The organism is Streptomyces sp. NPDC055815 (assembly GCF_053616475.1).
Genome location: NZ_JBSHDU010000014.1, coordinates 1 through 26,814, shown reverse-complemented (window position 1 = coordinate 26,814; position 26,814 = coordinate 1). Strand labels below are relative to the sequence as shown.

At 72.4% G+C, this 26,814-nt stretch carries 21 protein-coding genes; 4 read left to right on the top strand and 17 right to left on the bottom strand.

Annotation, left to right across the window (positions count from 1 at the left end):
* Positions 1–56: 56 nt before the first annotated feature.
* From ACWGN5_RS12125 to hrcA, 4 genes are all read right to left on the bottom strand, one after another.
* Positions 57–800, bottom strand: coding sequence for a 16S rRNA (uracil(1498)-N(3))-methyltransferase (locus ACWGN5_RS12125; RefSeq protein ID WP_453513775.1), 744 nt, complete (start codon positions 798–800; stop codon positions 57–59).
* Entirely contained in the window at positions 797–1,888 is a 1,092-nt protein-coding gene (locus tag ACWGN5_RS12120; protein ID WP_453513773.1) for a nitronate monooxygenase, read from the bottom strand. The genes ACWGN5_RS12125 and ACWGN5_RS12120 overlap by 4 nt, the downstream gene beginning before the upstream one ends.
* A 286-nt stretch (positions 1,889–2,174) precedes the next feature.
* Positions 2,175–3,311, bottom strand: coding sequence for a molecular chaperone DnaJ (gene dnaJ / locus ACWGN5_RS12115; RefSeq protein WP_369144189.1), 1,137 nt, complete (start codon positions 3,309–3,311; stop codon positions 2,175–2,177).
* Positions 3,312–4,331, bottom strand: coding sequence for a heat-inducible transcriptional repressor HrcA (hrcA, locus tag ACWGN5_RS12110; protein ID WP_352017636.1), 1,020 nt, complete (start codon positions 4,329–4,331; stop codon positions 3,312–3,314).
* Between the two features lie 149 nt (positions 4,332–4,480).
* Here hrcA and ACWGN5_RS12105 point away from each other — a divergent pair, with 149 nt between their 5' ends.
* Positions 4,481–5,209 carry an MBL fold metallo-hydrolase gene (locus ACWGN5_RS12105; RefSeq protein WP_453513772.1) on the top strand — a complete coding sequence of 243 codons (729 nt, stop codon included), beginning with the start codon at positions 4,481–4,483 and terminating at the stop codon, positions 5,207–5,209.
* Positions 5,210–5,219: 10 nt separating this feature from the next.
* Entirely contained in the window at positions 5,220–6,023 is an 804-nt protein-coding gene (locus ACWGN5_RS12100; RefSeq protein WP_453513771.1) for a DUF3097 domain-containing protein, read from the top strand.
* Positions 6,024–6,376: 353 nt separating this feature from the next.
* Here the strand turns inward: ACWGN5_RS12100 and hemW are convergent, their stop codons facing one another.
* From hemW to lepA, 3 genes are all read right to left on the bottom strand, one after another.
* On the bottom strand, positions 6,377–7,609 hold the full coding sequence (gene hemW, locus ACWGN5_RS12095; RefSeq protein ID WP_453513769.1) for a radical SAM family heme chaperone HemW: 1,233 nt from the start codon (positions 7,607–7,609) through the stop codon (positions 6,377–6,379).
* Positions 7,610–7,656: 47 nt separating this feature from the next.
* Positions 7,657–9,534, bottom strand: a complete 1,878-nt coding sequence (locus ACWGN5_RS12090) for an AMP-dependent synthetase/ligase (protein WP_453513768.1) — start codon at positions 9,532–9,534, stop codon at positions 7,657–7,659.
* Between the two features lie 186 nt (positions 9,535–9,720).
* Positions 9,721–11,586 carry a translation elongation factor 4 gene (gene lepA / locus ACWGN5_RS12085; RefSeq protein ID WP_041129189.1) on the bottom strand — a complete coding sequence of 622 codons (1,866 nt, stop codon included), beginning with the start codon at positions 11,584–11,586 and terminating at the stop codon, positions 9,721–9,723.
* A gap of 185 nt (positions 11,587–11,771) precedes the next feature.
* Here lepA and rpsT point away from each other — a divergent pair, with 185 nt between their 5' ends.
* Positions 11,772–12,038: a 30S ribosomal protein S20 gene (gene rpsT / locus ACWGN5_RS12080; RefSeq protein WP_188270270.1), complete on the top strand. Its 267-nt coding sequence runs from the start codon at positions 11,772–11,774 to the stop codon at positions 12,036–12,038.
* 831 nt (positions 12,039–12,869) lie between these two features.
* Here the strand turns inward: rpsT and holA are convergent.
* Positions 12,870–13,859, bottom strand: coding sequence for a DNA polymerase III subunit delta (gene holA / locus ACWGN5_RS12075; protein ID WP_453513765.1), 990 nt, complete (start codon positions 13,857–13,859; stop codon positions 12,870–12,872).
* 62 nt (positions 13,860–13,921) lie between these two features.
* Here holA and ACWGN5_RS12070 point away from each other — a divergent pair, with 62 nt between their 5' ends.
* A complete protein-coding gene (locus ACWGN5_RS12070; protein WP_453513764.1) occupies positions 13,922–14,164 on the top strand; it encodes a hypothetical protein in 243 nt (80 codons plus the stop codon).
* Positions 14,165–14,174: 10 nt separating this feature from the next.
* Here the strand turns inward: ACWGN5_RS12070 and ACWGN5_RS12065 are convergent, their stop codons facing one another.
* The 9 genes from ACWGN5_RS12065 to leuS form a co-directional block, all read right to left on the bottom strand.
* Positions 14,175–15,065, bottom strand: a complete 891-nt coding sequence (locus ACWGN5_RS12065; protein WP_453513762.1) for a YceI family protein — start codon at positions 15,063–15,065, stop codon at positions 14,175–14,177.
* A gap of 114 nt (positions 15,066–15,179) precedes the next feature.
* A complete protein-coding gene (locus ACWGN5_RS12060; RefSeq protein ID WP_453513761.1) occupies positions 15,180–15,974 on the bottom strand; it encodes an arylamine N-acetyltransferase family protein in 795 nt (264 codons plus the stop codon).
* A 46-nt stretch (positions 15,975–16,020) separates the two neighbouring features.
* Complete coding sequence (locus ACWGN5_RS12055) at positions 16,021–17,292, bottom strand: MFS transporter (RefSeq protein ID WP_453513760.1); 1,272 nt, start codon at positions 17,290–17,292, stop codon at positions 16,021–16,023.
* Entirely contained in the window at positions 17,289–17,909 is a 621-nt protein-coding gene (locus ACWGN5_RS12050; protein ID WP_453513759.1) for a winged helix-turn-helix domain-containing protein, read from the bottom strand. The genes ACWGN5_RS12055 and ACWGN5_RS12050 overlap by 4 nt, the downstream gene beginning before the upstream one ends.
* A gap of 84 nt (positions 17,910–17,993) precedes the next feature.
* Positions 17,994–20,303: a ComEC/Rec2 family competence protein gene (locus ACWGN5_RS12045; protein ID WP_453513927.1), complete on the bottom strand. Its 2,310-nt coding sequence runs from the start codon at positions 20,301–20,303 to the stop codon at positions 17,994–17,996.
* Between the two features lie 266 nt (positions 20,304–20,569).
* Positions 20,570–21,601 (bottom strand): helix-hairpin-helix domain-containing protein, encoded by a 1,032-nt coding sequence (locus ACWGN5_RS12040; protein ID WP_453513757.1) that lies wholly within the window; start codon positions 21,599–21,601, stop codon positions 20,570–20,572.
* Between the two features lie 133 nt (positions 21,602–21,734).
* A complete protein-coding gene (locus ACWGN5_RS12035) occupies positions 21,735–22,580 on the bottom strand; it encodes a DegV family protein (RefSeq protein ID WP_453513756.1) in 846 nt (281 codons plus the stop codon).
* A gap of 98 nt (positions 22,581–22,678) precedes the next feature.
* Positions 22,679–23,428 (bottom strand): hypothetical protein, encoded by a 750-nt coding sequence (locus tag ACWGN5_RS12030; RefSeq protein ID WP_453513754.1) that lies wholly within the window; start codon positions 23,426–23,428, stop codon positions 22,679–22,681.
* A 129-nt stretch (positions 23,429–23,557) separates the two neighbouring features.
* On the bottom strand, positions 23,558–26,434 hold the full coding sequence (leuS, locus tag ACWGN5_RS12025; protein WP_453513752.1) for a leucine--tRNA ligase: 2,877 nt from the start codon (positions 26,432–26,434) through the stop codon (positions 23,558–23,560).
* Positions 26,435–26,814: the final 380 nt, after the last annotated feature.

Genomic DNA, 26,814 nt, shown 5'->3' with positions numbered 1-26,814 from the left:
GACTGGGCCTGTCCCGGCGGATCAGGGTCGGACAGGCCGCGATCCGCCGGAGAGGCCTAGCTCCAGCGGCCCGTCCGCCCCAGGACCAGGGCCGTGGCCGCCGTACCGGCCGTCGAGGTGCGCAGGACGCTGCGGCCGAGGCGGTACGGCTTCGCGCCGGCGGCCTCGAAGGCGGCGAGCTCGTCCGGGGAGACCCCGCCCTCGGGGCCGACGACGAGCACGATCGAGCCCTTGGCCGGGAGTTCGGCGGTGGCGAGGGCCCCACTGGGGTGGTCGCGGTCCTCGTGCAGGACGGCCGCGAAGTCCGCCTCCGCGAGGAGCGCGGCGGCCTGCTTGGTCGTCATGAGGTCGGCGACCTCGGGGAAGCGGGTGCGGCGCGACTGCTTGCCGGCCTCGCGCGCGGTGGACCGCCACTTGGCGAGCGCCTTGAGACCCCGGTCGCCCTTCCACTGGGTGATGCAGCGGGAGGCGGCCCAGGGCACGATCGCGTCCACGCCGGTCTCCGTCATGGTCTCGACGGCGAGTTCGCCCCGGTCGCCCTTGGGAAGGGCCTGGACGACCGTGATGCGCGGCTCCTCCTCGGGGTCCTCGTGGACCTCGTCGACCCGCACGGTGAGCTCGTCCTTGCCCTCGGCGGAGACGACGACGCACTCGGCCCAGCGGCCGCGCCCGTCGGCGAGGACGAGTTCCTCCCCGGCGCGCAGCCGCTTCACGGAGACGGCGTGCCGCCCCTCGGGCCCGTCCAGGAGGAAACTCCCGGCACCGGGGACGGTGTCGACGACGAAGACGGGTGCGGTCATGAGGCGCTCCTGGGGGCGAGCCCGGAAAGGTCGGAGAGGGCGGTGTCGAGTTCGGCGGCCAGCACCTCGACCAGCTGCCCGGCGGGCAGTTCGCGGGCGAGGCGGTGGCCCTGGCCGGCCCACAGGGCCATGCCCTGGGCGTCTCCGGCGGTGGCGGCGGCCTTGCGGAGCGGGGCGGTGAGGTGGTGGATCTCGGGGTAGGCGGCGGGGGCGTACGGCCCGTGCTCGCGCATGAAGCGGTTGACGAGGCCGCGCGCCGGGCGCCCGGAGAAGGCCCGGGTGAGGGCGGTCCGGGTGAACAGCGGGTCCGTCAGGGCCTGCTTGTGCAGGCGGTGGGCGCCCGACTCGGGGCAGGCGAGGAAGGCGGTGCCGAGCTGGGCGGCGTCGGCGCCGGCGGCGAGGACGGCGGCGATCTGCGCGCCGCGCATGATCCCCCCGGCGGCGACGATCGGCAGCGCGACGGCCTCGCGGACCTGGGTGACGAGGGTGAGGAGCCCGGTGCCGGAGGCGTCCTCGTCGGCCGGGTCGTCGCGGTACGTGCCCTGGTGTCCGCCGGCCTCGACGCCCTGGACGCAGACGGCGTCGGCGCCGGCGCGCTGCGCGGCGAGGGCCTCGTCGGCGGAGGTGACGGTGACGATCGTGTACGTACCGACGCGGTCGAAGGCGTGGAACGTCTCTTTCGCGGGGCAGCCGAAGGTGAAGGAGACGACGGGGACCGGGTCCTCCAGGAGGATGGCCAACTTGGCGTCGTACGCGTCGTCGCGGGAGTCGTCGGTCTCGCCGAGCGGGGTGTCGTACCAGGTGGCCTCGCCGGCGAGCTGGTGGCGGTAGACCTCGACGGCGGCGGGGTCGGCGGGCCGGCCGTCCTGCGGCATGAAGAGGTTGACGCCGAAGGGGCGTGCGGTGAGCCCGCGGACCTGCTTGATCTCCTGGTACAGGCCGCCGGCCGTCTTGTACCCGGCGGCGAGGAACCCGAGCGCCCCGGCCTCGCAGACGGCTCCGACGAGCTCGGGACAGGAGGCGCCACCCGCCATGGGGGCCTGCACGATCGGAAACCGAGAGAGATCGTTCAGTGCGGTGGTGGACATATGGGCATCGTGTCATGCCCCTACGGGGCCACAGGAAAAGGGGCGGCACCGGAGTGCCGCCCCTTCCCGTACGCACAAGGGCTACCGCCCGTTGAAGGCGTCCTTCAAGCGCGAGAACAGCCCCTGCTGCCCCGGCCGACTGTGCTGACCCGGGGGACGGACCCCCGGACCCCCAGCCGAGCGCCTACCGCCCGTTGAACGCGTCCTTCAGCCGCGAGAACAGCCCCTGCTGACCAGGCTGACTGTGCCGACCCGGGGGACGACCCCCGGACCCCCAGCCGAGCGCCTACCGCCCGTTGAACGCGTCCTTCAGCCGCGAGAACAGCCCCTGCTGACCAGGCTGGAACTGGCCCGTGGGCCGCTCCTCTCCGCGCAGCTTGGCCAGTTCGCGCAGCAGGCGCTCCTGCTCGGCGTCGAGCTTGCTCGGGGTCGTCACCTCGACGTGCACGATCAGGTCGCCGCGGCCGTTGCCCCGCAGGTGCGTGACGCCGCGCCCGTGCAGCGGGATCGACTGGCCGGACTGCGTGCCCGGGCGGATGTCGATCTCCTCGACGCCGTCGAGGGTCTGCAGCGGCACCTTCGTACCGAGCGCGCCCGCCGTCATCGGGATGGTGACCGTGCAGTGCAGGTCGTCCCCGCGCCGCTGGAAGACCTCGTGCGGGGTCTCGTGGATCTCGACGTACAGGTCGCCGGCGGGGCCGCCGCCGGGGCCGACCTCGCCCTCGCCCGCGAGCTGGATGCGGGTGCCGTTGTCGACACCGGCCGGGATCTTGACCGTGAGCGTGCGGCGGGACCGCACGCGGCCGTCGCCGGCGCACTCGGGGCACGGCGTCGGGACGACGGTGCCGAAGCCCTGGCACTGCGGGCAGGGCCGGGAGGTCATGACCTGGCCGAGGAACGACCGGGTGACCTGGGAGACCTCGCCGCGGCCGCGGCACATGTCACAGGTCTGCGCGGAGGTGCCGGGCGCGGCGCCCTCACCCGAACAGGTGGTGCAGACGACCGCCGTGTCGACCTGGATGTCCTTCGTGGTGCCGAAGGCCGCCTCGTTGAGGTCGATCTCCAGACGGATCATGGCGTCCTGGCCGCGGCGGGTCCGCGAGCGCGGGCCGCGCTGCGAGGCCGTGCCGAAGAAGGCGTCCATGATGTCGGAGAAGTTGCCGAAGCCACCGGCCCCGAAGCCGCCCGCGCCACCGCCGCCAGAGGCCGAGAGCGGGTCGCCGCCGAGGTCGTAGACCTGCTTCTTCTGCGGGTCCGAGAGGACCTCGTAGGCGGCGTTGATCTCCTTGAAGCGTTCCTGCGTCTTCGGATCGGGATTGACGTCCGGGTGCAGCTCGCGCGCGAGCCTCCGGAACGCCTTCTTGATCTCGTCCTGGGACGCGTCGCGGCGCACGCCGAGTACGGCGTAGTAGTCCGTGGCCACTTACGACTCCGCCAGGATCTGTCCGACGTAACGTGCCACTGCGCGTACCGCTCCCATCGTTCCGGGGTAGTCCATGCGGGTCGGTCCGACCACGCCGAGTTTGGCGACTGCCTCGCCGCCCGAACCGTAGCCGACCGAGACGACGGACGTGGAGCTCAGCCCCTCGTGGGCGTTCTCGTGCCCGATGCGTACGGTCATGCCCGATTCCTTGGCCTCGCCGAGCAGCTTGAGGAGCACGACCTGCTCCTCCAGGGCTTCCAGGACGGGCCTGATCATCAGGGGGAAGTCGTGTCCGAAGCGGGTGAGATTGGCGGTGCCGCCGATCATCAGCCGCTCCTCGTGCTCCTCTACGAGCGTTTCGAGGAGGGTCGCGAGCACGGTCGAGACCGTGGCACGGTCCTCGGCCTCCTCGAAGGACTCGGGGAGGTCCTGCACCAGCTGCGGCACGTCGGCGAACCGGCGGCCGACGACCCGGCTGTTGAGCCGGGCCCGGAGGTCGGCGAGGGAGGTCTCGCCGAAGGGCGCGGGGCAGTCGACGACGCGCTGCTCGACCCGGCCGGTGTCCGTGATGAGGACGAGCATCAGGCGGGCGGGGGCCAGCGAGAGCAGCTCCACGTGCCGGACGGTCGAGCGGGTCAGCGAGGGGTACTGGACGACGGCGACCTGGCGGGTCAGCTGGGCGAGCAGTCGTACCGTACGGCCCACGACGTCGTCGAGGTCGACCGCGCCGTCGAGGAAGTTGTGGATGGCCCGCCGCTCGGGCGTCGACAACGGCTTGACGCCGGCGAGCCGGTCGACGAAGAGCCGGTAGCCCTTGTCGGTGGGAATGCGCCCGGCACTCGTATGAGGCTGGGCGATGTACCCCTCTTCTTCCAGCACCGCCATGTCGTTGCGCACGGTGGCGGGCGACACGCCGAGCTTGTGGCGCTCGGTGAGCGCCTTGGAGCCGACGGGCTCCTCCGTCCCGACGTAGTCCTGGACGATGGCGCGCAGGACCTCGAGCCTGCGTTCGCTGAGCATCGTGGCGCACCTCCAGCTGTCGTCGTCGTTCCGGTTGCTCCGCTTTTGGCACTCGCCCTGTCCGAGTGCCAGCGATCCCCCGGCCAGTGTACGGCGGCGGGCATCGCTCCTGGCAAGGAGGCGGCGCCCGCACCGGTTAGCGTCGCCCCATGGACGTGGATTGGGAAGCGTACGGATGGGAGCGGCTCGCGGACGGGGTGGGCCGGCGACGGCTGCCCGGCTGGGACGCCACGGTGGGGCTGGTCCTGGGCTCGCGGGGGGTGTTGTTGTACGACACGGGTTCCACGCTCGCGGAGGGCGCGGAGCTGCGGACGCAGGTGGCGGAACTCACGGGCGGCCGAAAGGTGACACACATCGCACTCAGCCACCCCCATTTCGACCACGTCCTCGGGACGGCGGTCTTCGCGGGCGCGGAGGTCTTCGGCGCGGTGGGCTCGGACGACCTCCTGAGCGGGGCGCGGGCCCGGGAGGAGCTGTACGGGGACGCCGTACGGCAAGGGGTCGAGCCGCAGGCGGCGACGGAGGCGACGGACGTCCTGGTGGCGCCCCGGCACCTGGTCTCGGGCGAATGGACGCTCGACCTGGGCGACCGCCAGGTCCTCCTGGCCAACGTGGGCCCGGGCCATACGGGCCACGACCTGGCGCTCTGCGTCCCGGGCACGCGGGAGGTCGTGTTCTGCGGCGACCTGGTGGAGGAGTCGGGCGAGCCGCAGGCGGGCCCGGACGCGATCCCGTCCCGCTGGCCGGACGCCCTGGACCGGCTGCTCGCGCTGGGCGGCGAGGAGGCGGCGTACGTACCGGGGCACGGCGCGGTGGTGGACGCCACGTTCGTACGGGCACAGCGCGATGAACTGGCACGCCGCTTCGAGGTGTCGTAGCGTCGCCCGAATGCGCAGCTACAACCCGGACCTGACGCCCCCTTGGAAGAAGTCGGCGCCCGTCCCGGAGGTCCCGGCGGACCCCGACCTGGTCGTGGAAGAGGTCACCACCGGCTTCTGCGGGGCGGTGATCCGCTGCGAGGCGGGCACGGTGACCCTGGAGGACCGGTTCGGAAAGCACCGGGTCTTCCCGCTGGAGCCGCGCGGCTTCCTCCTGGAGGGCAAGGTCGTGACCCTGGTCCGCCCGGCGTCGGGGCCGTCCCGCCCCACCCGTACGGCCTCCGGCTCGGTCGCCGTCCCGGGCGCACGCGCGCGCGTGGCGCGGGCGGGCCGCATCTACGTCGAGGGCCGGCACGACGCGGAGCTCGTCGAGCGGGTCTGGGGCGACGACCTGCGGATCGAGGGCGTGGTCGTGGAGTACCTGGAGGGCGTCGACGACCTGCCCGCGATCGTCGCGGAGTTCGGCCCGGGGCCCGACGCCCGGCTCGGCGTCCTGGTGGACCACCTGGTGCCGGGCTCGAAGGAGTCGCGGATCGCCGCCCAGGTGACGTCCCCGGACGTCCTGGTCGTCGGCCACCCGTACATCGACGTCTGGGAGGCCGTGAAACCGTCCTCCCTCGGCATCCCGGCCTGGCCGACGGTCCCCAGGGGCCAGGACTGGAAGACGGGCGTCTGCCGCGCGCTCGGCTGGCCGTCGGACAACACGGGCGCGGTCTGGCAGGCGATCCTGAAGCGCGTGACGTCCTACAAGGACCTGGAGCCCCAGCTCCTGGGCCGAGTGGAAGAACTGATCGACTTCGTGACGGCCCCCTAGCCCCACCCCGCCGCGGGCCCGCGCCCCGCTGCCGTGTGGGCGATCGTCCCGCCGGGGCGGTGCCCACCCCCGTTGTGGGCAATCGTTCCGCTGGGGCGGAACGGGTGGGCACAACGGACGGCGCCCCTTGCCGGGCCTAGGCTCCCGCGCCCGGACCCGCACCACGTCGTGCACCGCGCATCCGGTGCGGGTCCAGGCTCGGAACGCGGAGGCGCCGCGAAAGGGCGCCGTCCCGTGTGCCCACCCTCCCCCAAGCTCTCGGCTTCGCTCGAGCAGGGGGGACCCCCATCGCCCTGCGGGACGATTGCCCACACGGGCGCGGGCGCAGGCCCACGACGGCGGCGGGCGACGCCCTAGTCCACCAGGTCCCGGACCACCGCGTCCGCCAGCAGCCGCCCCCGCAGCGTCAGGACCGCCCGCCCCGCCCCGTACGCATCAGGGGCCAGCAGACCGTCCTCCAGCGCCCTCCGCGCCGCCGCAACCCCCGCCGGCTTGAGGATCGACAGCTCCACGCCCTCCCGGAGCCTCAGCTCCAGGAGGATCCGCTCGACGCGCCGGTCCTCGTCGGAGAGCAGCTCCCGCCCGGCGCCGGGCGACCGGCCCTCGGCCAGCGCCGCCGCGTACGCGCCGGGGTGCTTCACGTTCCACCAGCGGACGCCACCCACGTGCGAGTGCGCGCCGGGCCCCGCGCCCCACCAGTCGGCGCCGCGCCAGTACAGCTCGTTGTGGAGGCAGCGCCCGGCCTCGGAGGTGGCCCAGTTGGACACCTCGTACCAGGAGAAGCCCGCCGCCTCGAAGGCCGCGTCGGCGATCAGATAGCGGTCGGCGTGGACGTCGTCGTCGGTCATGGGCACCTCACCGCGCCGAATGCGCCGGGCGAGCTGCGTGCCCTCCTCGACGATCAGCGCATAGGCGCTCACATGGTCGGGCCCGGCCCCGATCGCCGCGTCCAGCGAGGCCCGCCAGTCGTCGTCGGACTCCCCGGGCGTGCCGTAGATGAGATCGAGGTTGACGTGCTCGAACCCGGCGGCCCGTGCCTCCCCGACGCACGCCTCGGGCCGCCCGGGCGTGTGCGTGCGGTCGAGGATCTTGAGGACGTGCTGCTTGGCGCTCTGCATCCCGAAGGAGATCCGGTTGAAGCCCCCTTCCCGCAGCTCGGCGAGGTAGGCGGGGTTCACGGACTCCGGATTCGCCTCCGTCGTCACCTCGGCGTCGTCCGCGAGCCCGAACTCGTCCCGGATCGCCCCCAGCATCCGTACGAGGTCACCGGCGGCGAGCAGCGTCGGCGTGCCGCCGCCGACGAAGACGGTCCGCACGGGCCGCGGGTCGTCCCCGAGGACCTTCCGGGCGAGCCGGATCTCCTCGACGACCTGCTCGGCGTAGTTGTCGCGGGAGGCCAGCACACCGCCCGTACCGCGCAGCTCGCTCGCCGTGTACGTGTTGAAGTCGCAGTAGCCGCAGCGCGTCGCGCAGTACGGCACGTGCAGATAGAACCCGAGCGGCCGCTCCCCGGCCCCTTCGAGGGCGCGCGGGGGCAGCGCCCCGTCGTCGGGCACGGGCTCACCATCGGGCAGTACGGAAGGCATGAGCCCCATTGTCCCGTACTGCCCGGGTGAAGGTCCTACGCCGCTGCTCAGGCCTCCCGCGAGCCCGCGTACATCTCCTCGATGAGGTCCTTGTACTCGCGCTCGACGACCGGCCGCTTCAGCTTCAGGGACGGGGTGAGCTCGCCGTGCTCGATGTCGAGGTCGCGCGGCAGCAGGCGGAACTTCTTGATCGTCTGCCAGCGCTGGAGGCCCTCGTTGAGGCGGTCGACGTAGCCCTGGATGAGCTTGACGGTCTCCGGGGCGGAGACGACCTCCGCGTACGACTTGCCGCCGAGGCCGTGCTCGGCGGCCCAGCCGAGGAGGGAGGGCTCGTCGAGGGCGATGAGGGCGGTGCAGAAGTTCCGGTCGGCGCCGTGGACGAGGATGTTCGAGACGAACGGGCAGACGGCCTTGAACTGGCCCTCGACCTCGGCCGGCGCGATGTACTTGCCGCCGGACGTCTTGATCAGGTCCTTCTTGCGGTCGGTGATCCGGAGGTAGCCGTCGGCGGACAGCTCGCCGATGTCGCCGGTGTGGAACCAGCCGTCGGACTCCAGGACCTCGGAGGTCTTCTCCGGCAGGCCGTGGTAGCCCTCCATGATGCCGGGGCCGCGCAGCAGGATCTCGCCGTCGTCGGCGATCCGGACCTCGGTGCCGGGGAGCGGCTTGCCGACGGTGCCGGTGCGGTAGGCCTCGCCCGGGTTGACGAAGGAGGCGGCGGAGGACTCGGTGAGGCCGTAGCCCTCCAGGATGTGGATGCCGGCGCCGGCGAAGAAGTAGCCGATCTCGGGGGCGAGGGCGGCGGAGCCGGAGACACAGGCGCGCAGGTTGCCGCCGAAGGCCTCGCGGATCTTGCCGTAGACGAGGGCGTCGGCGACCTTGTGCTTGGCCGAGAGGCCGAAGGGCGCGGAGGCGGTGCCGGTGCGGCGGAAGTTGTCCTGGGTGGCCTTGGCGTACTCGCGGGCGACGTCGGCGGCCCACTGGAAGATCTTGTACTTGGCGCCGCCGCCGGCGCGGGCCTTGGCGGCGACCCCGTTGTAGACCTTCTCGAAGATGCGGGGCACGGCCGCCATGTAGGTCGGCTGGACCACCGGGAGGTTCTCGATGATCTTGTCGACGCGGCCGTCGACGGCGGTGACGTGGCCGACCTCGATCTGGCCGGAGGTGAGGACCTTGCCGAAGACGTGGGCGAGCGGCAGCCAGAGGTACTGGACGTCGTCCTGGGTGACGAGGCCGGTGGCGGCGATGGCCTTGGCCATGTACGACCAGTTGTCGTGCGGGAGGCGAACGCCCTTGGGGCGGCCGGTGGTGCCGGAGGTGTAGATGAGGGTGGCGAGCTGCGTGGAGGTGATCGCGCCGACCCGCTCCTTGACGGCCTCGGGGTGCTTCTCCAGATAGGCCCTGCCGCGCGCCTCCAGGTCGGCGAGGGAGAGGACGAACTCGCCGTCGCTCTCCACGCCCGTGGCGTCGATGACGACGACGTGCCGGAGGTTCGGCAGGTCGGCGCGGCGCTCGACGGCCTTGGCCAGCTGGGCGGCGTCCTCGGCGATGAGGACCTTCGACTCGGAGTCGGAGAGGATGAACGCCGACTCCTCGGCGTTGGTCTGCGGGTAGACCGTGGTGGTCGCGGCGCCCGCGCACATCACGCCGAGGTCGGCGAGGATCCACTCGACCCGGGTGGAGGAGGCGAGGGCGACGCGCTCCTCGGCCTGGACGCCGAGGTCGGCGAGGCCGGCGGCGATGGCGTAGACCCGCTCGGCGGCCTGCCCCCAGCTGAGCGACTTCCAGTCGTCCGGGCCGGCGCCGGAGGCGGCGGGCACCGGGTAGCGGTAGGCCTCCGCATCCGGGGTCCGCTCGACGCGCTCAAGGAAGAGGGCAGCCACGGAGGGCGGCCGGTTCTCGATCTGGGTCTGTGTGTCGCTCACGACGTCCTCCGGGCGGCGGCGGTGCCTTCGGGTGGTTCGTAACTAACTGGCCAGTAACCTTCGAGCCGGGATCAGAGTAGAGGCCGGAATGCTGCCACGTAAGGGCCCTCGGATAACGAACAGGCCCACGTGCGCTCCGCACGTGGGCCCATTCGGTGCATAAGGCAGCTACTCCTGCCCCGCCGGCTACTTCTTCTTGCCGGAGGACTCGTCACTCGACAGGACGGCGATGAAGGCCTCCTGGGGCACCTCCACCGAGCCGACCATCTTCATGCGCTTCTTGCCTTCCTTCTGCTTCTCCAGCAGCTTCCGCTTACGGGAGATGTCACCGCCGTAGCACTTGGCGAGGACGTCCTTCCGGATGGCGCGGATGGTCTCGCGGGCGATGACCCGGGAGCCGATGGCGGCCTGGATGGGCACCTCGAAGGCCTGCCGCGGGATGAGCTCGCGGAGCTTGGCGACGAGCCGGACACCGTAGGCGTACGCGGCGTCCTTGTGGGTGACGGCCGAGAAGGCGTCGACCTTGTCGCCGTGCAGCAGGATGTCGACCTTGACCAGGCTGGAGGCCTGCTCGCCGGTGGGCTCGTAGTCGAGGGAGGCGTAACCGCGGGTCTTGGACTTCAGCTGGTCGAAGAAGTCGAAGACGATCTCGGCGAGGGGCAGGGTGTAGCGGATCTCGACCCGGTCCTCGGAGAGGTAGTCCATGCCGATCAGCGTGCCGCGACGGGTCTGGCAGAGCTCCATGATCGCGCCGATGAACTCACTGGGAGCGAGGATGGTGGCTCGAACCACCGGCTCGAACACATCACTGATCTTGCCCTCGGGGAACTCACTCGGGTTGGTGACGGTGTGCTCGCTGCCGTCCTCCATGACCACGCGGTAGACCACGTTCGGCGCGGTGGCGATGAGGTCGAGCCCGAACTCGCGCTCCAGCCGCTCACGGATGACGTCGAGGTGGAGAAGCCCCAGGAAACCGACGCGGAAGCCGAAGCCGAGCGCGGCGGAGGTCTCCGGCTCGTAGACGAGCGCGGCGTCGTTGAGCTGCAGCTTGTCGAGGGCCTCGCGGAGGTCCGGGTACTCGGAGCCGTCCAGCGGGTAGAGGCCCGAGAAGACCATCGGCTTCGGGTCCTTGTAACCGCCGAGCGGCTCGGTGGCGCCCTGGTTCTGGGAGGTGATCGTGTCACCGACCTTGGACTGACGGACGTCCTTCACGCCGGTGATGATGTAACCGACCTCGCCGACGCCGAGACCGTCGGACGACGTCATCTCGGGCGAGGAGACACCGATCTCGAGCAGCTCGTGGGTGGCGCCGGTCGACATCATCCGGATGCGCTCACGCTTGTTGAGCTGCCCGTCCACGACACGCACGTAGGTCACGACACCGCGGTAGGAGTCGTAGACCGAGTCGAAGATCATCGCGCGGGCGGGCGCGTCGGCGACGCCGACCGGGGCCGGAACGTCCTGCACCACACGGTCGAGCAGCGCCTCGACACCCATGCCGGTCTTGGCGGAGACCTTGAGGACGTCCTCCGGCTGGCAGCCGATGAGGTTGGCGAGCTCCTCGGAGAACTTCTCCGGCTGGGCGGCCGGCAGGTCGATCTTGTTGAGCACGGGAACGATCGTGAGGTCGTTCTCCATCGCGAGATAGAGGTTCGCGAGCGTCTGCGCCTCGATGCCCTGCGCGGCGTCGACGAGCAGGATCGTGCCCTCACAGGCGGCCAGCGAGCGCGAGACCTCGTAGGTGAAGTCGACGTGCCCGGGCGTGTCGATCATGTTCAGGATGTGCGTATTGCCCTGAGCCGGCCCCTCGGTCGGCGCCCACGGCAGCCGGACCGCCTGGGACTTGATCGTGATGCCGCGCTCCCGCTCGATGTCCATGCGGTCGAGGTACTGGGCACGCATCTGCCGCTGGTCGACCACACCGGTCAGCTGGAGCATCCGGTCGGCGAGCGTGGACTTGCCGTGGTCGATGTGCGCGATGATGCAGAAGTTGCGGATCAGAGCCGGGTCGGTACGGCTCGGCTCGGGCACGTTGGTAGGAGTCGCGGGCACGCAGGGATCTCGTCTCGGGCGATGTTCAGAACGGATACGTAGACACCATGGTCCCATGCCCGCCGCCCTGCGCCCGGTTTGGGCGGCTCCGAGGGTGGCTGATAGTGTGGACAGCTGTGTCTCGCATGCCCTCTCAGCTGCGGGGCGCATCCAGAAGGAACATCGAACCTGTAAAGGCTCTTTTCGTGGCGAACATCAAGTCCCAGATCAAGCGGAACAAGACGAACGAGAAGGCGCGCCTGCGCAACAAGGCCGTCAAGTCCTCGCTCAAGACCGCGATCCGCAAGGCCCGTGAGGCTGTCGCCGCCGGCGACCTCGAGAAGGCCACCGTTGCCACTCGTGCCGCCTCGCGTCAGCTCGACAAGGCTGTCTCGAAGGGTGTCATCCACAAGAACGCCGCCGCCAACAAGAAGTCGGCGCTGGCCACCAAGGTTGCCTCCCTCCAGGGCTGAGCTCTGATGTGATCGGCTGTACGGGACCCAGCGGGCCCTCTACCCCGCTCCCGCCCGGCCACCCGGACTCGCGCGCGGACGCGTTCGCCACGCGGGCGCGAGCCCACCGTCTGTAACGCCGAAGGCCCCACCGCCTCCTTCCCCAGGAGCGGCGGGGCCTTCGTCGTACCGGGGGCAGGAACGTTCACTGGACGCCGCCCTGCCACAGGAACCCAAACGGGCGACGCGAAGCCGCCGCCCGCTGCGAGGTTCCCGGGACGCGGCGCGAAGCCGCAGCCCGCTGCGAGGTTCCGAGGGCGCGGCGCGAAGCCGCCGCCCCGCTGCACGGGCCCGAACGGGCGACGCGAAGCCCCCGCCCGCTGCGGGGTTCCCGGGACGCGGCCCGAAACCGCAGCCCGCTGCGAGGTTCCGAGGGCGCGGCGCGAAGCCGCCGCCCCGCTGCACGGGCCCGAACGGGCGACGCGAAGCCCCCGCCCGCTGCGGGGTTCCCGGGACGCGGCCCGAAACCGCAGCCCGCTGCGAGGTTCCGAGGGCGCGGCGCGAAGCCGCCGCCCCGCTGCACGGGCCCGAACGAGCGGCGCGAAGCCGCAGCCCGCCTGCATGGCCGAACGGGCGGCGCGAAGCTGCCGACCCGCCCCAGGGGTCCGGGGGCGGAGCCCCCGGAGAACTCGCCTCAACCCCGACCAGCCCCCGGCAGGGTTTCGGGAAGGGGCGGGGTGGGGGGACCCTCCGGACGGCACCCCGCAGCGCCCGCACCAAGGACGAGCCCCGCGCCGCACGGCAACCCGCGCCGCACGGCAACCCGCGCCGCACGGCAACCCGCCCAGGCCACTACCCCCGCCGCAGCCTCGCCGCCCGCGCCACCGCGACCACCGCCTTCTCCAGGGCGTACTCCGGGTCGTCGCCCCCGCCCTTCACCCCCGCGTCCGCCTCCGCGATCGCCCGCAGCGCCAGCGACACCCCGTCGGGCGTCCAGCCGCGCATCTGCTGCCGCACGCGGTCGATCTTCCAGGGCGGCATGCCCAGCTCCCGCGCCAGGTCGGCGGGCCGCCCTCCCCGCGCCGAGGAGAGCTTGCCGATCGCCCGTACGCCCTGGGCCAGCGCGCTGGTGATGAGCACGGGCGCGACCCCGGTCGAGAGCGACCAGCGCAGGGCCTCCAGGGCCTCCGCCGCCCGCCCCTCGACGGCGCGGTCCGCGACGTTGAAGGAGGAGGCCTCGGCCCGGCCCGTGTAGTACCGCCCGACGACCGCCTCGTCGATCGTCCCGTCGACGTCGGCGGTGAGCTGCGAGACCGCGGACGCGAGCTCCCGCAGATCACTGCCGATCGAGTCGACGAGCGCCTGGCAGGCCTCGGCCGTGGCGGACCGCCCAAGCGCCCGGAACTCCTGCCGTACGAACGTCAGCCGTTCCGCCGGCTTGGTCGTCTTCGGGCAGGCGACCTCCCGGGCCCCCGCCTTGCGCGCCGCGTCGAGCAGCCCCTTGCCCTTGGCGCCGCCGGCGTGGAGCAGGACGAGCGAGATGTCCTCGACGGGGTCGGCCAGGTACGCCTTGACGTCCTTGATCGTGTCGGCGGACAGGTCCTGTGCGTTCCGCACGATCAGCACCTTGCGCTCTGCGAAGAGCGAGGGACTGGTGAGCTCGGCAAGCCCCCCGGGCTGGAGCTGGTCGGAGGTGAGGTCGCGCACGTCCGTGTCGGCGTCGGCGGCCCGCGCGGCCGCCACCACCTCCTGGACGGCTCGGTCGAGGAGCAGGTCCTCCTGCCCCACGGCGAGCGTCACGGGGCCGAGGAGGTCGTCGGGGGAAGTCTTTCTGGTGGCCATCGCGATCCAGCATCCCACGGGCCACTGACACCACCGCCCGCGAAGGGGACGAGAATGGCGGGGTGAGTGAACGACACGTACTGGTACTGCCCGACCGCGACGCCGCCGAGGAGGTCGCCGGCGAGCTCCCCGACCGTTTCGGCCTGGCCGAGGAACCGCAGCTCGTGCGGGACGCCCTGGCCGGGGAGGACGACGCCGAGGACGCGCAGTGGCTGGTGGTCGTGGAGGACCCCCAGGCCCGCCTCGACCCGGCGGCGCTCGACGCGCTGGCCGCCGAGTACGAGGGCTGGCTGGAGGCCCCGTAGGGGCGACCCCTCAGGAACGCCCCGTCTTCGGAACGATCTGGACGTCGAGGTCGATGCTGATGCTGGACCCGACCGCCGCGATCCCCCGCGCGAGCAGCGTCTGCCAGGTGAGCGTGAAGTCCTCGCGGTGCAGCTCGGTCGTGGCCCGGCAGGCGCCCCGGGTCTCGCCCTCCAGGCCGTTCCCGAGGCCCAGGTACTGGGTGTCGAGGGTCACCGTGCGGCTCACGCCGTGCAGGGTGAGCGCCCCGGTGACGGCCCAGCGGCTGCCGCCCCGGTGGACGAAGCGCTCGCTGAAGAACTCCAGCGTCGGATAGGCGCCGACGTCGAGGAAGTCGCCGGAGCGCAGGTGGTCGTCGCGCATCTGCACCCCGGTGTCGATGGAGGCGGCGTCGATGACGACGTGCATCGCGGACTGCTCCATGCGTTCGGCGATCCGCACCGCGCCCGCGAAGCTGTTGAACCGTCCGTGGATCCTGGCGAGGCCGATGTGTCGCGCGGTGAAGCCGATCTGCGAGTGCAGGGGGTCGATCTCCCAGTCGCCCGGCTCCGGGAGCTGCGGCTGGGGCGCGACCTGAAGCAGGACGTCCCCGAGGCCCTGGTGCTCGCCCTCGGTGACGACGGCGCTGCCGTGGTAGGGCGTGTACCCCTCGGAGGTGACGGCGACCCGGTACTCGCCGGCCGGCACGGTCGCGAGGACCGTGCCGTACGGGTCCGTCTCGCCGCCCAGGACCTTGCGGCCCGCCGTGTCGCTGACGACGAACTCGGCCTGGCGGACGGGTTCGTGCACGGGGTCGAGCACCCGGCAGCTGAGCACGCCCGCCGAGGAGGGGACGGCGAGGCCGGCGAGCGGACCGCCGCGCGCGGCTCCCGACGCACGCTTCCCGAAGAGACCTTCGAACATTCTTCACGCACCCCCGTGCGACTCGTTCACTGTGCAACGAAGTCGCATTCGATCACCGCTGAGGCGTTCGAGGCAAACGGGGCGAGTGGAGACAAGTGTTACCGAGGGTCCGAATTAAGCATTCCGCTTACGCGCGGTCGGCAGCACGTCAAGCTCGATGCCGAAGAGCTCCCGGTACGCGCTCCTCACCTCGTCCTCTCCGTCGAGGACCCGCTCCTCGCGCTCGCCGCCCGCGCGGGTGATGAGCTTCGGGGCACTGAGCGTGATCCGGCCGTCCTCCGTGAGCCGGGAGCAGATCAGGGACTTCGGGAAGTGCGAGTCGGGCGAGGTCTGGTGGTACCAGGCGCCCGCCGTGAAGTCGGCGAGCTCCCGCGGCCGCCGCTCCAGCCGGTACTGCGGCTTCCCGTCCCGGAGCACGTCCAGATCGCCTTCCGCGGTCTCCACGATCAGGAAGACCCCGCCCGGGTCCACCTGCTCGTCGCGCGCGTCGAAGGCCAGCGGATGATGGCTGTGGTCGCCGAACCCGACGTCGGCCAGCCACCGCTCCCCCTCCGCCGTCTCCACGAGCAGCGCCATGTGGTCGTACGGGATGCCCGGCGTCCCGTCCGGCCCGATCACGCGTCCCTGGAGCAGCGCGACCTCGTACCCGAGCCCCCGCAGCAGCACGGCGAACGCCGTGTTGACCTCGTAGCAGAACCCGCCCCTCCGGGCGCCCACCACCTTGTCGAGGAGCGCCTTCTCGTCCAGGACGACGGGCTCGCCGAGATGGATGGAGAGGTTCTCGAAGGGCACGGTCCGCAGGTGCCGCAGATGCAGCTCGCGCAGCGCGGCGGCGTCCGCGAGCGCGGGCCGCTCCGCCCCGATGCGACGGAGATAGGCGTCGATGGTGGCAGGTGAATGTGTGGTCATACCGGCAGTCTGCCTCTCGGTGATCCCCGTATCACCCGACTTTTCTCTATCCGACGGGCACGGATTCCCCTTCCCTCACGGGCAGTTCCCGCATCCGGGCCAGCGGCGAGGGCAGCAGCCAGAGCACGGCCAGGACGGCCCCGGCCGTGGCGATCCACAGCGTGGGGCGCAGGCCGATCGCGGTGCCGAGCAGACCGCCGGCGAGCGCGCCGAGCGGGCGGAAGCCGTGGTTGAGCGTGCGGTAGGCGCCCATGACCCTCGCTCGCACGGCGTCGGGTATCGCCGCCATCTGGAACGATCCCGCGGCGACGTCCACGATCATCACCCCGGCGCAGGAGAGGAACTCCGCGACGAACAGGACGCCCGCCACCAGCGGAAGCGGCCCGCCCACCAGGGGCACCAGGAGCAGCGGCGTCGTGAATCCGAGGAAGCCGAGGACGAGCGAGCCCCCGATCCCGATCCGCCGGACGACCGCCCCGCTGGCCAGCGCCCCGAGGAGGCCGCCCACGGCTCCGGCCGCGAGCACGAGGCCGAGCAGGCCCGCGCCGATGCCGAGTTCGGTGGTCGCGTAGAGGACGAACAAGGTGCTGAACATGAAGTTGAAGAACTGGACCGTGCCGGAGGCCGCGAAGAGCGCGCGCATCGAACGCTCCCGGACCACCCAGCGCAGCCCCTCGGTGAAGTGCCCCTTGGCGGCGGGCGCCGGCGGGGGTTCGACCGCCTTGATCCGGGTCAGGTAACCGGCCGACACCAGGTAGGTGAGGGCGTCCGCGACCAGCGCGAACGGCGCGGTGAGGAACTGCACGAGCAGACCCCCGACACCGGGTCCCGCCAGCCAGGCCATCGAACGGCTGCCGTTGACCAGCGAGTTCGCCTGGACGTAGCGCTCGGTGGGGACGAGGGCGACGAACAGCGTGGTGTTGCAGACCTCGAAGAGCACGGTGAGCGCGCCGATCCCGAAGGCCACCGCGTACAGCTGGCCGAGCGTCAGCGCGTCCAGGGCGTAGGCCACGGGGAGCGTCAGCAGCAGCGCCGCCCGCGCGATGTCGGCCACGATCATGGCGCGTCTGCGGCTCCTCTGCCGGTCGGCCCAGGCGCCGAGCGGCAGGTTGAGCAGCAGGGCGGGCAGGAGTTCGGCCGTCTTGAGCAGGCCCATCTCCGTGGCGTCCGCGCCGAGGACCAGGACGGCCGCGAGCGGGATCGCGATGAGCGAGATCTGGTCCCCGGCGAGGGAGACGGTCTGCCCGGTCCAGTAGCGGCGGAAGGTCCGCTCGCGCAGCAGCTCCGGTATGCGTTCCCTGAGGGCCATCTGGGTCACTCCTCTTCGCTGTCGGGGATGTCCTGGTCCAGGTACGCGATCCGCAGGATGCTGACGGGCCGGGCGCCCTCGGGCCTGAGGGCCGGGTCGGACCCCCGCGCCTCGTAGGGCCTGAGCAGTTCGCCGATCCGCTCTCCGAGGCCGGCCAGCTCCTCGGGGGTGAGGTGGAGCAGGGAGTCGCCGAACTGCTCGGCCTCCCGCCACTCCTTCGGCAGCCGGTGCCGGTTCTCGATGGCCCGGGTGACCCGCTCGAAGTAGCGCTCGACGACGGCGGCGCTGAGCGCTACGGCCGCCTCGGCGACCGTCGCGTCCTCGCTGTAGTCCGGCCATTCGGTGTACCGGGCGGTGGCCCGCCAGGGCTTCTCCCTCCCCCGACCGCCGGGCGCCTCCTCCACCAGCCCGTACTTGGCGAGTATCCGCAGGTGGTACGAGCAGCTGGCCACGGATTCGCCGGTCAGCTCGGCGGCCCTGGTGGCGGTGAAGGGCCCGCTGCTGCGCAGCAGCCCCACCAGCGACATCCGCAGCGGATGGGCGTAGGCCCGCAGCGCGCGCGGGTCGGTCAGTCGGATGCTGCGGGGCTGTTCGCCCCCGGGCTGCGGTTCCCTGATCTCCGGCATGATGAAAAGATATCTTTAGAAAGACTCCTTTACAAGCATTTCTCTACAAGCGGGTTTCCTCTGCGAGCAAGCTCAGCGGCGGCCTCACCCCCCTCCCGGTACGGCCAGGAGCCCCCGCCCCGCCCCCACCACCGCGACGGCCCCGTCCCGATCCGTCCGCAGCACCCGCGCACCCCCCGCCCGCAGCGCCTCAAGGGTCCGGGGCGCCGGGTGCCCGTACGGGTTGCCGCTCCCCGCCGACACCAGCGCGAGTCTCGGCCGCACCAGCCGCATCAGGCCCGGGTCCTGGTACGCGGAACCGTGATGGGCGACCTTGAGCACATCCACCGGCCCGAGCCCCGGATGAACCCGCGTCAACGCCCGCTGGGCCGGCGGTTCGAGATCCCCGAGCAGCAGCAGACTCAGCCCTCCGGCGGCCCGGACGAGCAGCGTCACGCTGGCATCATTGGGCCCACCGCCACCCTCCTCGGAACCCTCGGGCGCCTCCGATCCCGGCGACGCCCCTGGGCCCGCCGGCACCCCGCCACCCGCCCACGGCCAGAGCACCCGCCACTCCAGGGCCCCCACCCTCCGCCGCTCGCCCGGTGCCGCGCGGATCAGCGGCACCCCGGCGGCGGCCGCCGTCCGCCGCACGAACGCGGCCTGGCCGGGCGGCTCTTCGAGCCCCGTGGTCTGGATCGCGCCCACCGTCCTCCCCCGCAACACCCCGGGAAGTCCGGCGACATGGTCCGCGTGGAAGTGGGTGAGCACCAGCAACGGCACCCGGCGCACCCCGAGTTCACGCAGACAGCGATCCACGGGTACGGGATCGGGGCCCGCGTCCACCACGACGGCGGAGTCCCCGCCCGCCGCCAGCACCGTCGCGTCCCCCTGCCCCACCTGGCACATCGCGAACACCCAGCCCGGCGGCGGCCACCCCGTGACCCACCGGGCCAGCGGCGCCGGCCGCACCACCACGAGCAGCAGCACCCCGGCGACGATCACCCCGACCACACCCCGGTGGGGCAATCTGCGCGCCCCGAGCACCACCAGCGCCGTGAGCAGCCCCAGCGCGAGGCCGCCCCACCACCCGCCGGGCCAGGCCAGCTCGGCCCCGGGCAACGCGGCACCCGTACGGGCCACCCCGGCCAGCCACCCGGCCGGCCATCCCGCCACCCACGCGAGCCCCTCCGCGGCCCGCATCCAGACCGCCGCGAGGGCGAGCGTGGCGAACCCGCACACCGTCGCCGGCGCCACCGCGAGTTCGGCGAACAGGTTCGCCGGGACGGCGACCAGACTCACCCGGGCCGCGAAGACCACCACGACCGGCGCACACACCGCCTGCGCCGCCAGAGCCGCGCCCAGCGCCTCGGCCAGCCGGCCGGGCACCCGGCGCCGGCGCAGCGCCTCGCTCCAGCGCGGGGCGATCGTCAGCAGCGCCCCGGTCGCCAGGACCGACAGCAGGAAGCCGTAACTCCGCGCGAGCCAGGGGTCGTAGAGCACCAGGACGAGGACGACCGCCGCCAGCGCGGGGATCAGGGATCTCCGGCGTCCGGTCCCGATCGCGAGCAGGGCGACGAGTCCGCAGGCCGCGGCGCGCAGCACGCTCGGATCGGGCCGGCAGACGATCACGAAGGCCAGTGTCAGCCCTCCGCCGGCCAGCGCCGTGAACCTCAGGGACAACCCGATCCGTGGCGCGAGCCCACCCCGCTCCACCTGGTGCGCCCGCCCGGGCCGCCCGATGAGCAGCAGCAGCACGACCGTGAGGTTGCTCCCGGACACGGCGAGCAGATGGGTGAGATCGGTGGCCTCGAAGGCGTCCCGCAGCTCGGGTCCGATCCGGGAGGTGTCCCCCACGACCAGTCCGGGCAGCAACGCCCTCGCGTCAGGGTCGAGCCCCTCGGTCGCCCTCCGCAGCCCGGCGCGCAGGTCCCCCGCCGTCCGTTGCAGCGCGCTCGGCGGTCCCACGATCCGCGGCGGTCCGGCCCCGGCGACCTTGAGCACCGCGGCGAAGGGCTCGCCCGGGCTCAGCGGCGGCGCGAGCCGGCCGCCGACCCGCAACCGGGTGGAGGGCAGGAGCCGCAGCCATTCCTCCCGCCCCTCCCCCGACGGCACGATCACCAGGACCGGCGTCCGGGTCCGGTGGACCGAGCCGTCCGACCGCTCGACCCGGATCACCTCGCCGTCCAGGACGATCGAGACCGGAGCCATCGCGTTGCCCCGCACCTTGGGCCGGGTGAGCCGTGGATCGGACGTGACCGCCACCTCCAGCCGCACCCGCGCGTACTCCCGCGCCAGTTCGGGCACGGGCCCCCGCCGCAGGTCCGCCGCGTGCAGCCCCGCCGAGGTGGCCCCGGCCGCGGCGCAGAGCAGCACCCCGGCCCACGCGGTCGCCCGTAACCGCCACCCGGGCATGGCCCCCGGTTCGGCGGCGCCAGAACCGCCACCTCGGCCGGCGGGCCTCCGAACCGGCCGGCGCACCAACAGGACCAGCGCCCCGACCAGGCAGACCGTGACGCCGGCCACCGCCCACCACCCGGTGGCACCCACGGCCCAGGCCGCCGCCGCCCAGGCCGCCAGCGCGAGGGGAACGAGCCGGAGATCGACCGTCTCCTCCCGCCGCACCGGCCCCGGCACGCCGGGTTCCCCGCCGGTCGCCCCGCCGGTCGCCCCGCCGGGCTTCACGGCCGGACCAGCGGTTCGAGATCGGCGAACCGGCGCTCACCGATGCCGTTGACCTCCCGCAGCTCCCCGACCGACCGGAAGCCGCCGTGCTCCGTCCTGTGGTCGACGATGTGCTGGGCGAGCACGGGCCCGACACCCGGGAGGCCGTCGAGCTGCTCCGCCGTGGCGGTGTTGAGGCTCAACGGCGCCCCCGGCCCGCCCGGTACACCGCCGCCCGCGCCGCCGCCCGGTCCCGAACCGCCCGCCGGGGGCCCCGGAAGACCGACCAGGACCTGCTCACCGTCGAACAGGACACGGGCCCGGTTGACCCCGGTGAGATCCGCACCCGGCTCCGCCCCACCCGCCGCCCGCAGGGCGTCCGCCACACGCGAGCCGGCCGGCAGGGTCAGCACCCCGGGCCTGCGCACCTTGCCACCGATGTCGACGACGACCCGCGCCCCGGACGCCCCGGCCTTCGGCACGGGCGCCGGCGCGGGCACGGTGGCGCCCACTGGGGCGGGGACGGCGGGGACGGCGGGGACGGCGGCGCGGACGAGTTCGGGAGCGCGCACCGCCTCCGGCCGACCGGTCCAGAAGTAGCCGCCAGCGAGGCCCCCGGCCACGAGCAGGACCACCGTCAGCGCGGCCAGCGCCCTCGGCTCCAGCCCACACCTGGTCTGCACCCACAGCGGAGTCCGTTCCCTGAGCAGCGCGGCCAGCCGCTCCCGTACCCCTGGCGGGGAACCACGCTCCGGCGCCTCCGGCACCTCCCGGACCTCCGGCGCGCGCACCGGAGGCGGTGCCACCCCCGGCACCGGCGGTGTCGCCGTGGGGAACAAGGCGTCCCGCCGCCGCCGTACGGCCTCCCCCGGCACCCCGAGGGTCCGGACCACCAGGGCGCGCCTTCGGGCCCGGCCGGCGGGCGAGCCCCGCCCTCCCGGCCGACTGCGCCCGTCCGAACCAGGCGCCCGCCCGGGCCCGCTGGTCGGACCACCCGCCCTGCCCCGGGTCCTGGAAGCGGTCGATGAGATATGTGTACGAAGAGTCATGTCCGTGACGGTAGAGATCACGGCAGGCCCGTGCGGAGCTCAGCCGTCTTCCGTGGACAGGCGCTCCGCTGTGGAAAACTCCCTCACCCTTGCGGGGGACGACTGGGCCTCGGCCCAGCTGAGACGACGGGTCTCAGCGCGGCGAGACCACGACCGCGAGGAGCCCCGGTCCTGTGTGCGCGCCGATGACCGCGCCCACCTCGCTGACGTGGAGATCCTCGATTCCCGGCACCCGCTCCCCGAGCCGGTCCGCGAGCGCGTCGGCCCGCTCCGGTGCGGAGAGGTGGTGCACGGCGATGTCGACGGGGCCGGAGCCGGCCCGCTCCACGGCGATCTCCTCCAGGCGCGCGATCGCCTTCGAGGCCGTTCGCACCTTCTCCCGCAGTTCGATCCGTCCGCCGTCGAGTTCGAGGAGCGGCTTCACGGCGAGCGCGGAGCCGAGGAGCGCCTGTGCGGCGCCGATGCGGCCACCCCTGCGCAGATAGTCGAGGGTGTCGACGTAGAAGTAGGCGGAGGTGCCCGCGGCACGCTTCTCGGCCGCCGCGACCGCCTCGTCGAGGGAGCCGCCGGCCTCCGCGACCTCCGCCGCCGCGAGGGCGCAGAAGCCCAGTGCCATGCCGACCATGCGGGTGTCCACGACCCGTACGGGCAGGGGGGCGTCCTTGGCGGCGAGCACGGCGGCGTCGTAGGTCCCGGAGACCTCGGCGGACAGATGGAGCGAGACGACGCCCTTCGCGCCCGCCGCGGCCGCCTCGCGGTAGGCCTCGGCGAAGACCTCGGGGCTCGGCCGCGAGGTGGTGACGGGCCGGCGCTTCTGCAAGGCCTCGGCAAGGGCCTTGGCCGAGATCTCGGTGCCCTCCTCGAGGGCGCGGTCGCCGATGACGACGGTCAGCGGGACCGTGGTGATGGCGTGCCGCTCCCTCGTCTGGCGTGGCAGGTAGGCCGTGGAATCGGTGACGATCGCGACATGCCGGGACATGAGCGGGAGGTTACCCGCCGAGGCTGTCGCGCGGCAGCCCGGCCCCCCACCGGACGGTCAGTCCGCGCCCCGTCAGGGTCTCGCCGAGGACCGTTCCCTCAGGTGGTGGTCTCGGGGCGGGCGGACTTCTCCCAGGGGTAGGCGGTCCGCCGAGGGTCGGGCCCGGTGATCGCGGACGGCTCTCCGGCCGCCCGAGGACCGCCCTGAGCGGCGGGCCCCGCGGGCTGCCCCCATCCGTCGGCCGTCGCGCCGTCCGGCACCCCGGGAGCGGCTGCCGGGGGCGTCCCCGGGGCGCTCTCCTGCACCGTCCAGTGGCGCAGGGCGCCGGCCTCGACGTCGATCTGCGCGCTGAGCGTCGACAGGTCGTCCTCGGCGAACTTCAGCGCCCGGTCCCGGGCGGCGCGCCGCAGCGCGTCGGCGGAGCCGGTGATCCGCTCGGTCCGCGCGGCGAGTTCGGGAAGCTGGTCGGCCACCCACGCCCGGTCGGGCTCGCGCTCCAGGCGCTTGAGGTCCGCGTCGAGTTCGAGCCCGTGGGCGCTGAGCCGGTGGAACAGGTCGAGCGACTCCTTCAGCGAGGCGTCCTCGGCGACGCCCGCCTGCAGTGCCTCCTGCGTGGCGCGCATCGAGGTGCGCAGCGAGAGCCGCAGCCGGGCCAGTTCCCCGGCGGCCCCGCCCTGGCCGAAGCTCTTGGCCCGCAGGGTGGTGTCCTCGACCGTGCGCCGCGCCTGGTCGATGGTGCGGTCGACGCCGCGCTTGGCGGCCTTCGCGACCTTCACGGTGACGAACACTCCGAGCGCCACGAAGGACAAGAAGAGCAGCGCCATGATCGTGATAATCGTGGCTTCCATGTGCGGCCCTCCGGCGTCCGTCGAATCCCCACGGGTGTGGTTCCTCCACGGTAAACGGAAGGGGCAGGCCGACGGTTCCATTCGAACCCTCAACCTGCCCCCACGCTTCCCCTAGGGGAAGGGCCGATGTCAGCCGGCGACGATGTTGACCAGCTTCGGCGCGCGCACGATCACCTTGCGGATCTGTGCGTCGCCGAGCGCCGCGACCACGTGCGGGTCGGCCAGCGCCAGGGTCTCCAGCTCCGCGTCCGTGATCGACGGGGAGACCTCCAGGCGGGCCTTGACCTTGCCCTTGATCTGCACGACGCAGGTCACGGTCTCGTCGACGACGTACGCCGGGTCGGCGACCGGGAAGTCCTGGTGGACGACCGAGTCGGTGTGGCCCAGCTTGCGCCACAGCTCCTCGGCGATGTGCGGGGCCAGCGGGGCGACCAGCAGCACCAGCTGCTCGGCGACCGGCCGGGAGACCGCGCCACCGGACTTGGTCAGGTGGTTGTTCAGCTCGGTGATCTTGGCGATGGCGGTGTTGAAGCGCATCGCGGCCATGTCCTGCGCGACGCCGTCGATCGCCTTGTGCAGGGCACGCAGCGTGTCCTCGTCGGGCGCGGTGTCGACGACCGTGACCTCACCGGTCGCCTCGTCGACGATGTTGCGCCACAGCCGCTGCAGCAGCCGGTACTGGCCGACCACCGCGCGCGTGTCCCAGGGGCGCGACACGTCCAGCGGGCCCATGGCCATCTCGTACAGGCGCAGGGTGTCGGCGCCGTACTCGGAGCAGATCTCGTCCGGCGTGACCGCGTTCTTCAGGGACTTGCCCATCTTGCCCAGGACGCGGCTGACCTTCTCGCCCTGGTACCAGAAGCCGCCGTCCCGCTCCTCGACCTCGGCCGCCGGCACGGCGATGCCGCGGGCGTCCCGGTAGACGAAGGCCTGGATCATGCCCTGGTTGTACAGCTTGTGGAACGGCTCGGCCGAGGAGATGTGGCCCAGGTCGAACAGCATCTTGGACCAGAAGCGCGCGTACAGCAGGTGCAGCACGGCGTGCTCGGCGCCGCCGACGTACAGGTCGACGCCGCCGGTCGGCATGCCCTCGCGGGGGCCCATCCAGTACTGCTCGACGGCGGGGTCGACCAGCTTCTCGGCGTTGTTCGGGTCCAGGTAGCGCAGCTCGTACCAGCAGGAGCCGGCCCAGTTGGGCATGGTGTTGGTCTCGCGCCGGTAGCGCTGCGGACCGCGGCCGTCGCCCAGGTCCAGGGTGACGTTGACCCAGTCCTCGTTGCGGGACAGCGGGGTCTCCGGCTGGGTGTCCGCGTCGTCGGGGTCGAAGGTGCGCGGCGAGTAGTCCTCGACCTCCGGCAGCTCCAGGGGCAGCATCGACTCGGGCAGCGAGTGGGCGACGCCGTCCTCGTCGTAGACGATCGGGAAGGGCTCGCCCCAGTACCGCTGACGGCTGAACAGCCAGTCGCGCAGCCGGAAGTTGACGGTGCCCTCGCCGATGCCGCGGTCGGCCAGCCAGGCGGTGATCTTCGCCTTGGCGTCGACGACTCCCAGGCCGTCCAGGGAGATCTCGTCACTGGCCGAGTTGACCAGCTTCGCCTCGTAGGAGGAGAAGGCGTCGTCCCAGGTGGAGGGGTCGGTGCCGCGGTCGTCGCTCGGCTCGACGACGCAGCGCATCGGCAGCTCGAAGGCGCGCGCGAAGGCGAAGTCGCGGCTGTCGTGCGCGGGGACGGCCATGATCGCGCCCGTGCCGTAGCCCATCAGGACGTAGTCGGCGATGAAGACGGGGACCTGCTGGCCGCTGACCGGGTTGGTCGCGTACGCGCCGGTGAAGACGCCGGTCTTGTCCTTGGCCTCGGCCTGGCGCTCGACGTCGGACTTGGAGGCGGCCTGCTTGCGGTAGGCGTCGACGGCCTCGGAGGGGGTGGCGTGACCGCCGGTCCACACCTCGTGAGTGCCCTCGGGCCAGGCGGCCGGGACGATCTTCTCGACCAGGTCGTGCTCGGGCGCCAGGACCATGTAGGTGGCGCCGAACAGGGTGTCCTGGCGGGTGGTGAAGACGGTGATGGCACCGGTGTCGCCGACCTGGAAGTCGACGCGGGCGCCCTCGGAGCGGCCGATCCAGTTCCGCTGCTGCAGCTTGATGGCCTCGGGCCAGTCCAGCGCGTCCAGGTCGTCCAGCAGACGGTCCGCGTAGGCGGTGATCCGCATGTTCCACTGGCGCAGCTTGGCCTTGAAGACGGGGAAGTTGCCGCGCTCGGAGCGGCCGTCGGCGGTGACCTCCTCGTTGGCCAGGACGGTGCCCAGGCCGGGGCACCAGTTGACGGGCGCGTCGGAGGCGTACGCCAGGCGGTACTCGCCCAGGACGTCGGAGCGCTCGGCGGCGCTCAGCTCGCTCCACGCGCGCGTGGAGCCGGGGACCTCACGGGTGCCGTTCTCGAACTGCTCGATCAGCTCGGCGATCGGACGGGCCTTCTTGGCCTCGTCGTCGTACCAGGAGTTGAAGATCTGCAGGAAGATCCACTGGGTCCACTTGTAGTAGTCCGGGTCGATCGTGGCGAACGACCGGCGCTTGTCGTGGCCCAGGCCCAGCCGGCGCAGCTGGACCTTCATGTTCTCCATGTTGGCCTGGGTGGACACGCGCGGGTGCGTGCCCGTCTGCACGGCGTACTGCTCGGCCGGCAGGCCGAAGGCGTCGAAGCCCAGGGTGTGCAGCACGTTGTGGCCGGTCATGCGCGCGTGGCGGGCGAAGACGTCCGTGGCGATGTAGCCCAGCGGGTGGCCGACGTGCAGGCCCGCACCCGAGGGGTACGGGAACATGTCCATGATGAACTTCTTGGGCAGGGCGGCGACCGCGGGGTCGCCCGCCAGGTCACCGGTGGGGTTCGGCGCCTCGTAGGTTCCCTCGGCGTCCCAGAAGTCCTGCCAGCGTGCCTCGATGTCGGCGGCCATGGCCGCCGTGTAGCGATGAGGGGCCGCCGTCTCGGCGGCCGTCGTGATCTCGGTCATGGTCCTTGATGCTCCATCGATCGTCTCTGCCCACTGCCACGAACTGCCCGAAATGAAAAATCCCCTCGCACAGGAGGGGATGCCGCGCCGACTCCGACGGATGTCTGTCACCCGTCGGGACTGGTCAGCGCGGCTCGGTAAGCAGGAGGCGTACGGCACGCATGGCGCCAGGGTACCGCAGGGCCCGAGCGGGCCGCACCGGCGTTCCACGGAGCGGAGCGGCGGCCGGGGCCCGGAGGGGCGGGAAACGAAGAAGCGGGCCACTCGATCCGAGTGGCCCGCTTCTAGTCTGTTGAGCTAAGGAGAATTGTAATCCATTACACCTTCATTCCCATGAGGCGCTCTAACAAAATAGCTATATACCCGCCGTGTGGAATTAA

Coding starts and splice junctions, on each gene's coding strand:
- ACWGN5_RS12125 (WP_453513775.1), bottom strand. CDS start 800: ATGACCGCACCCGTCTTCGTCGTCGACACCGTCCCCGGTGCCGGGAGT.
- ACWGN5_RS12120 (WP_453513773.1), bottom strand. CDS start 1,888: ATGTCCACCACCGCACTGAACGATCTCTCTCGGTTTCCGATCGTGCAG.
- hrcA (WP_352017636.1), bottom strand. CDS start 4,331: ATGCTCAGCGAACGCAGGCTCGAGGTCCTGCGCGCCATCGTCCAGGAC.
- ACWGN5_RS12105 (WP_453513772.1), top strand. CDS start 4,481: ATGGACGTGGATTGGGAAGCGTACGGATGGGAGCGGCTCGCGGACGGG.
- ACWGN5_RS12100 (WP_453513771.1), top strand. CDS start 5,220: ATGCGCAGCTACAACCCGGACCTGACGCCCCCTTGGAAGAAGTCGGCG.
- hemW (WP_453513769.1), bottom strand. CDS start 7,609: ATGCCTTCCGTACTGCCCGATGGTGAGCCCGTGCCCGACGACGGGGCG.
- holA (WP_453513765.1), bottom strand. CDS start 13,859: ATGGCCACCAGAAAGACTTCCCCCGACGACCTCCTCGGCCCCGTGACG.
- ACWGN5_RS12065 (WP_453513762.1), bottom strand. CDS start 15,065: ATGTTCGAAGGTCTCTTCGGGAAGCGTGCGTCGGGAGCCGCGCGCGGC.
- ACWGN5_RS12060 (WP_453513761.1), bottom strand. CDS start 15,974: ATGACCACACATTCACCTGCCACCATCGACGCCTATCTCCGTCGCATC.
- ACWGN5_RS12050 (WP_453513759.1), bottom strand. CDS start 17,909: ATGCCGGAGATCAGGGAACCGCAGCCCGGGGGCGAACAGCCCCGCAGC.
- ACWGN5_RS12045 (WP_453513927.1), bottom strand. CDS start 20,303: ATGCCCGGGTGGCGGTTACGGGCGACCGCGTGGGCCGGGGTGCTGCTC.
- ACWGN5_RS12040 (WP_453513757.1), bottom strand. CDS start 21,601: ATGACTCTTCGTACACATATCTCATCGACCGCTTCCAGGACCCGGGGC.
- ACWGN5_RS12035 (WP_453513756.1), bottom strand. CDS start 22,580: ATGTCCCGGCATGTCGCGATCGTCACCGATTCCACGGCCTACCTGCCA.
- ACWGN5_RS12030 (WP_453513754.1), bottom strand. CDS start 23,428: ATGGAAGCCACGATTATCACGATCATGGCGCTGCTCTTCTTGTCCTTC.
- leuS (WP_453513752.1), bottom strand. CDS start 26,434: ATGACCGAGATCACGACGGCCGCCGAGACGGCGGCCCCTCATCGCTAC.